General features: G+C 63.2%; 8 protein-coding genes and 2 pseudogenes. 3 read left to right on the forward strand and 7 right to left on the reverse strand.

The genetic code is table 11. The features are described from left to right. Window positions 1-22 precede the first annotated feature (22 nt). Window positions 23-2,302, reverse strand: coding sequence for a phosphoenolpyruvate--protein phosphotransferase (gene ptsP, locus CRO75_RS27080; RefSeq protein ID WP_053263019.1), 2,280 nt, complete (start codon window positions 2,300-2,302; stop codon window positions 23-25). A gap of 22 nt (window positions 2,303-2,324) precedes the next feature. Further along, window positions 2,325-2,804, reverse strand: a complete 480-nt coding sequence (locus tag CRO75_RS27085; RefSeq protein ID WP_007927344.1) for an RNA pyrophosphohydrolase — start codon at window positions 2,802-2,804, stop codon at window positions 2,325-2,327. A gap of 143 nt (window positions 2,805-2,947) precedes the next feature. Here CRO75_RS27085 and CRO75_RS27090 point away from each other — a divergent pair, with 143 nt between their 5' ends. After that, the gene (locus CRO75_RS27090; protein ID WP_007927343.1) at window positions 2,948-3,604 is read left to right on the forward strand and encodes an HAD family hydrolase; all 657 of its coding nucleotides are present in this window, start codon (window positions 2,948-2,950) and stop codon (window positions 3,602-3,604) included. Window positions 3,605-3,654: 50 nt separating this feature from the next. Here the strand turns inward: CRO75_RS27090 and CRO75_RS27095 are convergent, their stop codons facing one another. Together CRO75_RS27095 and ilvA are read right to left on the reverse strand one after the other, a co-directional pair. After that, the gene (locus CRO75_RS27095; RefSeq protein WP_009046070.1) at window positions 3,655-4,083 is read right to left on the reverse strand and encodes a DUF2269 family protein; all 429 of its coding nucleotides are present in this window, start codon (window positions 4,081-4,083) and stop codon (window positions 3,655-3,657) included. A gap of 40 nt (window positions 4,084-4,123) precedes the next feature. After that, window positions 4,124-5,638 carry a threonine ammonia-lyase, biosynthetic gene (gene ilvA, locus CRO75_RS27100; RefSeq protein WP_007927333.1) on the reverse strand — a complete coding sequence of 505 codons (1,515 nt, stop codon included), beginning with the start codon at window positions 5,636-5,638 and terminating at the stop codon, window positions 4,124-4,126. Window positions 5,639-5,830: 192 nt separating this feature from the next. Here ilvA and rpiA point away from each other — a divergent pair, with 192 nt between their 5' ends. Then, window positions 5,831-6,502, forward strand: a complete 672-nt coding sequence (gene rpiA / locus CRO75_RS27105; RefSeq protein WP_097139366.1) for a ribose-5-phosphate isomerase RpiA — start codon at window positions 5,831-5,833, stop codon at window positions 6,500-6,502. Between the two features lie 297 nt (window positions 6,503-6,799). Beyond that, window positions 6,800-8,716 (forward strand): annotated as a pseudogene (locus tag CRO75_RS27110) (autotransporter domain-containing protein). Window positions 8,717-8,897: 181 nt separating this feature from the next. Here CRO75_RS27110 and CRO75_RS27115 read toward each other — a convergent pair. The 3 genes and pseudogenes from CRO75_RS27115 to CRO75_RS27125 form a co-directional block, all read right to left on the reverse strand. Further along, a complete protein-coding gene (locus CRO75_RS27115; RefSeq protein WP_097139368.1) occupies window positions 8,898-9,809 on the reverse strand; it encodes an SdiA-regulated domain-containing protein in 912 nt (303 codons plus the stop codon). A gap of 115 nt (window positions 9,810-9,924) precedes the next feature. Continuing rightward, the gene (locus CRO75_RS27120) at window positions 9,925-10,854 is read right to left on the reverse strand and encodes an SdiA-regulated domain-containing protein (RefSeq protein WP_097139370.1); all 930 of its coding nucleotides are present in this window, start codon (window positions 10,852-10,854) and stop codon (window positions 9,925-9,927) included. A gap of 156 nt (window positions 10,855-11,010) precedes the next feature. Next, window positions 11,011-11,263: pseudogene (locus tag CRO75_RS27125) on the reverse strand (IS5/IS1182 family transposase); the annotation flags it as partial.

Raw genomic sequence — 11,263 nt, forward strand, 5'->3', positions numbered from 1 at the left:
TTTGCAATGGAAACAACGGAAATTAAAGGGTCTTGGCCGACGCCGGATTGATCATCCGCGCCAAGCCCAGGTTCTTCAGCGCCAGTTGCAGCGAGCTGTGGATAACTTGCGGGTTGTCGATGGTCATCAGTTCGGCCAGCAGTTCCCTGGCTTTGCTGAGATTGATCTGACGCAGCATCCACTTCACTTTCGGCAGGTTGGTGGCGTTCATCGACAGGCTGTCGAAGCCCATCGCCATCAACAGCACCGCCGCCGCCGGATCGCCGGCCATCTCGCCGCAGATACTCACCGGCTTGCCTTCGGCATGGGCGTCGCGCACCACGGTCTGCAAGGCTTGCAGCACCGCCGGATGCAGGTAGTCGTAGAGGTCCGCCACCCGTGGGTTGTTACGGTCCACGGCCAGCAGGTACTGGGTCAGGTCGTTGGAGCCGACCGACAGGAAGTCCACCTGGCGCGCCAGCTCCTTGGTCTGGTACACCGCGGCCGGGATCTCGATCATCACCCCGATCGGCGGCATCGGCACGTCGGTGCCTTCGTCGCGTACTTCGCCCCAGGCGCGGTGGATCAGGTGCAACGCTTCTTCCAGCTCATGGGTGCCGGAAATCATCGGCAGGAGGATGCGCAGGTTGTTCAGGCCTTCGCTGGCCTTGAGCATGGCGCGGGTCTGGACGAGGAAAATCTCGGGATGGTCGAGGGTGACGCGAATGCCGCGCCAGCCGAGGAAGGGGTTGTCTTCCTTGATCGGGAAATACGACAGTGACTTGTCGCCGCCAATGTCCAGGCTGCGCATCGTCACCGGTTGCGGGTGGAAGGCCGCGAGTTGCTCGCGATAGATCGCCAACTGCTCCTTTTCGCTCGGGAAGCGTTGGTTGATCATGAACGGCACTTCGGTGCGGTACAGACCCACGCCTTCGGCGCCACGCTTCTGCGCCCGCGCCACGTCCGCCAGCAGGCCGGTGTTGACCCACAGCGGCATGCGGTGGCCGTCCAGGGTCACGCATGGCAGGTCGCGCAGCGCATCCAGGCCCTGGGCCAGTTGCCGCTCTTCCTCGACCACATCGGCGAACTGCTTGCGCAGCACGTCGCTGGGGTTGGTGTAGACCTCGCCGTGGTAGCCGTCGACGATCATCTGGATGCCGTCAACTTTCGAGTACGGCAGGTCGACCAGGCCCATCACCGTCGGGATGCCCATGGCCCGGGCCAGGATCGCCACGTGGGAGTTGCCCGACCCCAATACCGAGACCAGGCCGACCAGCTTGCCTTCGGGCACCTCGCCGAGCATGGCCGGCGTCAGTTCTTCGCTGACCAGGATGGTGTTGTCGGGGTAGACCAGGGTCTGCTGGCGCTCTTCCTGCAGGTAGGCCAGCAGGCGCCGGCCCAGGTCCTTGACGTCCGACGCCCGCTCGCGCAGGTAGGCATCGTCCATCAGCTCGAAACGGTTGACGTGATCGGTGACCACCTGGCGCAACGCGCCCTGGGCCCATTGGCCGGTCTTGATCACAGTGGTCACTTCGCTGCCCAGGGAGGCATCGTCGAGCATCATCAGGTAGACGTCGAACAGCGCCCGCTCTTCGGGACGCAGCTGGGTGGCGAGTTTTTCCGAGAGGGTGCGCATGTCGGCGCGCACGCCTTCGATGGCGGTCTTGAACAACGCCAGCTCGGCGTCGATGTCGGTAATGCTCTTGTCAGGCACCACGTCCAGGTCGGCCGGCGGCAGCATGACCACCGCGGTACCGACCGCCGCGCCAGGCGAGCCGGGCACGCCGACGAACTTGGCTTCCTGGATGCCCTTGCCCTGGCGGCCCAGGCCACGGATCGAACCGGTAGCTTCGGCATGGGCGATAACCCCCGCCAACTGGGCGCTCATGGTCACCAGGAAGGCTTCTTCGCCCTCGTCGAACTGACGACGCTCCTTTTGCTGGATGACCAGGACGCCGACGACCCGGCGGTGGTGAATGATCGGTGCACCGAGGAAGGAGGCATAACGCTCCTCGCCGGTCTCGGCGAAGTAGCGATAACGCGGGTGATCGGCGGCGTTTTCGAGGTTCAGCGGTTCTTCGCGCGTACCGACCAGGCCGACCAGACCTTCGTTGGGTGCCATGCTGACCTTGCCGATCGAGCGCTTGTTCAAGCCCTCGGTGGCCATCAGGACAAAACGGTTGGTCTCCGGATCCAGCAGATAGACCGAGCAGACCTGGCTGCCCATGGCCTCTTTGACGCGCAACACAATAATCCCCAACGCCGCCTTGAGATCCTTGGCGGAGTTAACTTCCTGGACGATCTTGCGCAGCGTATTGAGCATGGCTCGGGGTCGAACTCCGTCGTCAGTCGCGCGCTAGAAGGCGCGGGGCAAGCTCTTTGAGAGCGCGGCGATAAACCTCGCGCTTGAATGTCACCACCTGGCCCAACGGATACCAATAACTGACCCAGCGCCAGCCATCGAATTCCGGTTTACCGGTCAAATCCATCCGCACCCGCTGCTCGTTGGAGATCAGGCGCAGGAGAAACCATTTCTGTTTCTGGCCGATGCACAGCGGTTGGCTGTGGGTACGGACCAGGCGTTGCGGCAAACGATAGCGCAACCAGCCCCGGGTGCAGGCGAGAATTTGCACATCTTCGCGTTCCAGGCCTACTTCTTCGTTCAACTCGCGGTACAAAGCGTCTTCCGGCGTCTCTTCGGGGTTGATCCCCCCTTGCGGAAACTGCCAGGCATCTTGATTGATACGGCGAGCCCATAGCACCTGGCCGGCATCATTCGTCAGAATGATCCCGACATTGGGGCGGAAACCATCGGGGTCGATCACGGCAACAACCTCGCAAACGCATGTCGCCGCATTGTTCCACAAAGGTTGTGAAAGCAGCAACGAGGCTTCCTACCTTATGTGCACTCTTGTGAAAAGACCGTATTCTGATCGCCTTTTTTCAGACTTATCAGCGAGTAACCGTGATGCGCCTGGCTTTATTCGACTTGGACAACACCCTTCTGGGCGGCGACAGTGACCACGCCTGGGGCGACTACCTGTGCGAACGAGGCTTCCTCGACGCCGTCACCTACAAGGCCCGCAACGACGAGTTCTACCAGGACTACCTGGCCGGCAAGCTCGACAATGCCGCCTACCTGAACTTCTGCCTGGAGGTTCTCGGCCGCACCGAGATGGACGTGCTCGACCAATGGCACCGCGACTACATGCGCGACTGCATCGAGCCGCTGCTGCTGCCCAAGGCCGCGCAACTACTGGCCAAGCACAAGGCCGCCGGCGACAAGCTGGTGATCATCACCGCCACCAACCGCTTCGTCACCGCGCCGATCGCCGAACGCCTGGGCGTGGAAACCCTGATCGCCACCGAGTGCGAGATGCAGGATGGCCGCTACACCGGTCGCAGCACCGACGTCCCGTGCTTTCGCGAAGGCAAGGTCACCCGCCTGACGCGCTGGCTCGAGGAAACCGGCCATAGCCTGGAAGACAGCTACTTCTATAGCGATTCGATGAATGACTTGCCGTTGCTGGATCTGGTGGCGAACCCGATCGCCGTGGACCCGGACCCGAACCTGCGGGCCCTGGCCCAGCAGCGTGGCTGGCCGGTGATCAGCCTGCGCGACTGAGAAAGCTAGCGCGAGCTCGCCCCTATAGGAGCAAGCTTGCGATCAGGCCGTCAAACAGGCTTGGCGCCCATCAACCCGGCAATGGCGAAGAAACACACGAAGCTGAACACCGCCAGCGCCAGGGTGAACTTCGGACTCCCCACACCCGAGGCGATCCGCAGCCGATTGAGCCGCGCCAGCAGCCAGAAACAACTCAGGGCACCCACGGTGTAGATCAGGCTGGAGGCCAGGATCCAGGTCTGACCCAGCGACCAGCCCAGCAGATGCACCAGCCACCAGCCGCTGAACGGCAGGCTGGCCAGGCAGATCACCAGCAACAGCCAGACGAACACCAGCGGCCGGCGCAACAGCCGGCTGTAGATGCTTGCGTCACCCTTGCTACGAGCGCGCCAGACCCAGATCGCCAGCCCCAGCGCGCTGCCCAGCAGCAACACGGTGGCCAGGATATGGACGGTTTTGAGGACGGTCAGCGTTTCCATGTCATTAACTCCTTGAGACCTTGCCCACCAGCGTAGCCGTTCAGCCGAGGAACAGCTGATACGCCGGGTTGTCGCTCTCGTCCCAGTACGGGTAACCGATCTGCGCCAGCGCCGCCGGTACCAGGTGGCGTTCGCTCGCCGGCACTTGCAGGCCGGCGACCACCCGGCCATCGGCCGCGCCATGGTTGCGGTAGTGGAACATCGAGATGTTCCAGCGCCCGCCGAGCTTGTTGAGGAAGTTGAACAACGCGCCCGGGCGTTCCGGGAACTCGAAGCGGAACACCACTTCATCGCTGACCCGCGCCGCATGCCCGCCGACCATATGACGGATATGCAGCTTGGCCAGTTCGTTGTCGGTCAGGTCGGTCACCGGGAAGCCCTGTTCGGACAGGCTGGCGATCAGCGCGCTGCGTGGATCGTTTTCCGGGTGGGTCTGCACGCCCACGAAGATGTGCGCTTCGCTGCCGGTGTTGTAGCGGTAGTTGAATTCGGTGATCTGGCGCTTGCCGATGGCTTCGCAGAAGGCCTTGAAGCTGCCCGGCTTCTCCGGGATCGTCACGGCGATGATGGCCTCGCGGCCCTCGCCCAGCTCGGCGCGCTCGGCGACATGGCGCAGGCGGTCGAAATTGACGTTGGCGCCGGAGTCGATGGCCACCAGGGTCTGCCCGCTGACGCCACGCTGCTCGACGTATTTCTTGATCCCGGCCACGCCCAGGGCGCCAGCCGGCTCGGTGATGGAGCGGGTGTCGTCGTAGATGTCCTTGATCGCCGCGCAGATCTCGTCGGTGCTGACGGTGATCACTTCATCCACGTAGTCCTTGCAGATGTCGAAGGTGTGCTGGCCGATCTGCGCCACCGCGACACCGTCGGCGAAGATGCCCACGGTCGGCAGTACCACGCGTTCGCCGGCGGCCATCGCCGCTTGCAGGCAGTTGGAGTCGTCCGGCTCGACGCCGATGATCTTGATTTCCGGCCGCAGGTATTTGACGTAGGCCGCGATCCCGGCGATCAGGCCGCCACCGCCGACCGGCACGAAGATCGCGTCCAGGCGCCCTGGATGCTGGCGCAGGATTTCCATCGCCACGGTGCCCTGCCCGGCAATGGTGTGCGGATCGTCGTACGGGTGGATATAGACGTAGCCTTTTTCGTCCACCAGCTTCAGCGAGTAGGCCAGGGCTTCCGGGAAAGTATCACCGTGCAGCACCACTTTGCCGCCGCGCGAGCGCACGCCTTCGACTTTGATCTCCGGGGTGGTCTTGGGCATCACGATGGTCGCCTTCACCCCCAGCACCTTGGCCGCCAGGGCCAGGCCCTGGGCATGGTTGCCGGCCGAGGCGGTGACCACGCCCCGGGCGCGCTCGGCATCGCTGAGCTGGGTCAGCTTGTTGTAGGCGCCGCGAATCTTGAACGAGAACACTGGCTGCAAGTCTTCGCGCTTGAGCCAGATCTGATTGCCCAGCCGCTCGGAGAGCTGGCGGGCAGTCTGCAACGGGGTTTCTACGGCAACGTCGTAAACGCGCGAGGTGAGGATCTTTTTGACGTACTGTTCGAGCATCGGAAAGCATCACTGAGCGGGTTGGGCAGGGCCAGCGAGTCTAACCCAGCGTTTACCCGGGCGACCACACGAATCCAGAGGTTTTAAAAGCCCCTACAAAAAGCGGTTCGCCAAACGGGCAATGACCTGCTCAGGACACCGGCCTATAATGCCGGCCTTTCCGTTCCCCCCTTGCCCGCTTCCGGAGCCCGCATGACCCAGGATCAACTCAAACAGGCCGTGGCCCAGGCTGCCGTCGACCTCATCCTGCCGAAACTCGATGACAAGAGCATCGTCGGGGTCGGCACCGGCTCCACCGCCAATTGCTTCATCGACGCCCTGGCCCAGCACAAGGCCGCCTTCGACGGCGCGGTCGCCAGCTCCGAAGCCACCGCGGCGCGCCTCAAGGGCCACGGCATCCCGGTGTACGAACTGAACACCGTCAGCGACCTGGAGTTCTACATCGACGGCGCCGACGAAAGCGACGAACACCTGAACCTGATCAAGGGCGGCGGCGCGGCCCTGACCCGCGAGAAAATCGTCGCGGCGGTAGCCAAGACCTTTATCTGCATCGCCGACGCCAGCAAGCTGGTGCCGGTGCTGGGCGCCTTCCCGCTGCCGGTGGAAGTGATCCCCATGGCCCGCAGCCACGTGGCCCGCGAGCTGGTGAAGCTCGGTGGCGACCCGGTCTACCGCGAAGGCGTGATCACCGACAACGGCAACATCATCCTCGATGTGCACAACATGCAGATCACCAACCCGGTGGAGCTGGAAGCGCAGATCAATGGGATTGTCGGCGTGGTCACCAACGGCCTGTTCGCCGCCCGCCCGGCCGACGTGCTGCTGCTGGGCACCCGCGAAGGCGTGAAGACCCTCACCGCCTGATGCCGCCGATTTCGCCCCTGCCGCAAGGGCGGGGCGAAAGCTCTCCCATCCAGCCCCCGCCCTGCCCTCCCGCACCAACCTCGCCACTACTGCTACTTTTCGCTGCATTTAGCCGCAGAAATATCCGGATTCGCACACCAGGTCTCGGTGCGGCCCAGGACTTCCGGTATCAAATCCGTTACAAATTAGCGCCAGGCGACGTTCGGTTTAAGCAATGCGCCAATACAAGGTCGCCCAAGGAATGAGGCGCGCATTGTGCAACTGCCCCCGTTTTTTCATCCCTCAAGGAAGATCACCGTGCTCAAGCCCCTCACGCTTGCCGTCAGTCTCGCCAGCGTTCTGCTGTCCACCCAGGCCTTCGCCTATGAATACGGCGAACACGCCGCCACCACCCTCGACAAACTGATCAACGACTACCCCGGCCGCTACCGTGGCACCGCCAACTTCGCCGGTGCCGCCGACTGGATGCAGAGCCAGATGGGCAGCGCCTACGGCATCAGCCGCCAGGACTTTTCCTGGACCGCCGGCGGCAACAGCCGCAGCTCGCAAAACGTGGTGGCCGGCGCGCACTTCGATACCTATTTCGGCCGCCCGACCCTGCAAGGCCTGGACGACAACGGCTCCGGCGCCAGCGTACTGACCGAAATCGCCCGCAACCTCGGCGGGCTGCAGCTGGAAAACGGCTTGCAGGTGGTCGGCTTCGGCGCCGAGGAAGAAGGCCTGCGCGGCTCCAGGGCATTCGTCGACGCCCTCAGCGCCAGCCAGCGCGCCAACATGCTGGCCATGATCAACCTCGACAGCCTGATCACCGGCGACATGATGTATGCCCACGCCGGACAGAACAGCAGCGCCAACCCGGCCCTGGCCTCGTTGCGCGAACATACCCTGCGGATCGCCAGGGAACTGCAGATCAATCTGTTCACCAACCCCGGCCTCGACCCGGCATACCCCGCGGGCACCGGCTGCTGCAGCGACGGCGAAGCCTTCGAAGGGCTGAACATCCCGATTCTCTACATCGAGGCCACCAACTGGGAAATCGGCGACCTGGACGGCTACACCCAGACCACCAACCCGGCCATCCCCGGCGGCTCCACCTGGCACGATCCCGCCGAGGACAATAAGGCGGTGCTGACCAACGCCTTCGGCCAGGAACGCATCGACCAGCGCCTGCGCGATTACTCGCGCCTGCTCAGCCGCCTGGTCCTGGAGCTGACCAATGCCGACCTGCTGGCCTCCACCGCTTCCGGCGGCGCTGTGGCGCGCAACCAGCAGGATCATCTGCAACGCCAGCATCAGGCCATGGTCCGGCTGCACGACCGGCGCTGGCTGACCTTGCAGGCGATGGGCCGGGAAGTCGGCAGTTTCGATGGCGAGATCGGCATCGACGGCGAATACAGCCCCGACAGCGGTTTCGACAGCGCGCCCAATCCCGAGGCGCGTCGGCTGGGGGTGCATGCCTTGGGCGACTACCAGCTCAATTCGAGCCTGAATGTCGGCGCCAGCCTCAGCTACCAGAACGGTCGCGACAAGCTCGAGCACCGCGGCAAGCTCGACAGCGACACCTGGCAGGCGGCGGTCTACGCCTTGCTCAACGATGGCGGCCCGCAATGGCTGGCCGGCGACCTGAGCGTCGGTCGCACCCGCTTCGAATCCAAGCGCAACCTGGTGATCCAGGCCAACGGCGGCCCGGTGCTACTGAACCAGAAACTGACGAGCGATACCGACGCCCTGCCCCTGGGCGCCCGCGTGCTCGGCGGTTACGACCTGGACTTCGGTGCGATCAAGAGCGGCCCCTTCGCCGGCCTCGATTACACCCACTACCGCATCGACCGCTTCCACGAGAAGCAGGACCTGCGCACGGCGCTGAGTTACGAGGAGCAGTCATTCGATTCGCTGGAAGCCAGCCTCGGCTGGCGTGTTCGCGGCGCCTTGGCCCTGCCTTACGGCATGAGCTTGCTGCCTTATGGCGACCTGGCCTGGGTCAAGGAGTTGGCGGATGGCCGCCTGGACGACCTGGACCTGACCAGCCGCGCCGATGCTCAAGTGCGCGTGGCTCGCCTGGGCGGCGTGGACAAGAGCTTCGGCCGCGCCCAGCTCGGCAGCTAGCTGGCGATCACCCCGCAACTGGGGCTGTACGCCGAGGTCAACGGCCGGATCGGCCACGCCGAAGGCAGCCAGACCGGCTACTCCCTCGGCGTGCAGTGGCAGTTTTAAGCGGTAGCCTGTAGCCGCTGCCGAGCTCGCGAGGCTGCGATCAAGGTGGGCGGCATTGCGACGCAGTCCTCGCAGGTTCGGGGTATGCGGACGGTCTGGGAGGCTGGGGTTATCTGGTTTGCGGCCGCTGCGCGCCCGGGCGCAGCCTCGCGGGCTCGGCAGCGGCTACAGGGCTACAGGGTTACTGGGCGGGTTTCTTGAAGACGTAGAACAGGTTCGGCTCGCTGACCAGGTACAGGGTGCCGTCGTCGTCCATGGCAATGCCTTCGGCCTGCGGCACCGTGGCCTGCAAGCCTTGCCGGCCCTTGCGCAGCGACATGGTGCTCAGGGGCCGGCCATCCACGTCCAGTTCCAGCACCAGCCACGATTCATCCGACAGCGCCAGCAGATGCCCGGTGCGCTCGTCGTATTGCAGGCTGGACAGGTCACGCACGAACAACCCGGCATCGCGCTTGGGGTTGTTGACCACATGCACCGCGTAGGACTTCTCCGGGTCGTAATGCGGGAAACCCTTGACCTCGTAGATCAGCATCGGGTCGCGTTCCTTGGCAACGAACAGGCGCTTGCCCACCGAATCGTAGGCCAGGCCCTCGAAGCCCTTGTTGCCGCTCATGTGCACACCCAGGGTCATCTGCTCGGCGTCCGCCGCGTCGAGGAACACCGTGTCCTCCTCCAGATGGATCTTGATCAGCCGCTGCTGGCGCTCGTCGGTGATCACAAAGGTGTCGGCGCTGATGAACTCGACCGCTTCCGGGTCGCCAAAACCGGTCAGAGCGATGCGCCGCAGGATGCGCCCGTCGAGCGACAGCTCGATCAGCTCGGCATTCTTGTTGGTCACGGTGAACAGGCTTTTGCGCACCGGGTCGTAGGTCAGCGCCGAGACATCATCCAGGCCTTCGATCTTTTGTGCTTCGAGAGTCACCCGATAGCCATCAAGGCCAATGGCATCGGTGTTAACCGGCTGCGACATGACCCGCCAGTTGAACCACAGGCGCTCGAAGTAGCGGTGGTGCTGTCCGGCAATACCCAGCAGCACCAGCACGATAAAACACAGGAGAAGGAACAGCGGTTTGGGATAGGCGAGTCGACGCATGCTGGCAAGCTCAAATACAAATCAGGCGGATGAAATATCACAGCCGGATGAATTTAAACTTAATCGCAGCGGGCGTATGCCGGATTATGGCCTTTTGCTGCTAGAAATTTCTGAATCAGTGCTTCTCAAAGCGATAGAACAGGTTGGGTTCGCTGACCATGTACAGGTTGCCCTGCTCATCCATGGCCACGCCCTCGGCCCGTGGAATGGTGTCTTTGAGGCCATTGAAACCGCCCAGCAAGGTCATGAAGCTGACCTGCTCGCCGGCTTCGTCCAGCTCCAGCAACATGTGCGAATCGGCGGACAGCACCAGGGTATGACTGGTGCGAGGGTCGATGCTCAGGGCGGACAGGTTGCGCAGATCCAGCTCATCGCTTTCCAGTTTCTGCTTGTCACCCTTGAGGGTCTGGCTGCCGTCGCTGTTCCAGGTAAACAGCGCCGGCGGACGCTCCTCGCCCAGCAGCAACTGCTGCTTGCGCGGGTCCCAGGCCACGGCTTCGAACGCCTTGTTCTGGTCCTGCGAAGGCCCAAGATCGTATTTCGGGAAGTCGGAAATATTCAGCTCGCGGGTATTGGCATCCACCTTGACGATGGTCAGCAGGTGATCGCGCTCGTCGACGATCCCCAGCAGGCCGTTCTCCATGACCGCCACCCCTTCCGGGTTGCTCCAGCCCACCAGCGGCATCTTGCGCAGCACATCGCCCTGCAGGTTCAACTCGACCAGGAACGGGTTCTTGCCCATCACCGAAAACAGGGTCTTGGTCTGCGGGTTGTAAGCCAGGTCGGAGGCCTCGTCCTTCTCCATGCCCGGCAGTACCTTGGCGTCGATGACCGCGCGGTAATCCGGCAGCCAGACACTTTCCTGGCGCTCGGCCGGGGTTTCGAAACGCTCCAGCACCCAGAGCAGGCCACGGTCGTCCCAGTGCATGGCGATCGCGACGCCATACATCACGACGCCCACCAGCAGCAGCCAGGAATACCAGCGCATGGCGAACAATCCGCGGCGGCGAACCGTTTGAAGCTCGGGGGTGTGAGGCATGGACATGGGGAGCGCGTTCCAAAAAGTCAGCTATTGGTAATAGCACATCGGGGCAGACTCAGACGCCTGGGCGCGGAAAATTATCCAGACCGGATGTGAAAAATTCGGAAAAAGTCAGAAATATCCTGGATTTCCGCGCTTTCTTAGAGGGTGTAGACAAAATTATGTAGTGAGTCGGCGCGCGAGTATGCGTGCTTCGGCCAGCCACACCCACGCCTCACTCACAGCGAACAACCGGTCGTGATGCATAATTAGTCGTCGAGCCCTCTCATTCCAGGCATGAGTTCGCTCCACTACCCAGCGCCTGGGCATCACCACGAAACCGCTCGGAGCAGGTGTTACCATGAACAGATCGCCTTGTTCTGAGTGCCATTGTCCTGTTCTTCTATTGTTTGGCCCCCGGATCACTTGAACG

Source organism: Pseudomonas sp. LAMO17WK12:I10 (genome assembly GCF_900215185.1).
GTDB lineage: Bacteria > Pseudomonadota > Gammaproteobacteria > Pseudomonadales > Pseudomonadaceae > Aquipseudomonas > Aquipseudomonas chlororaphis.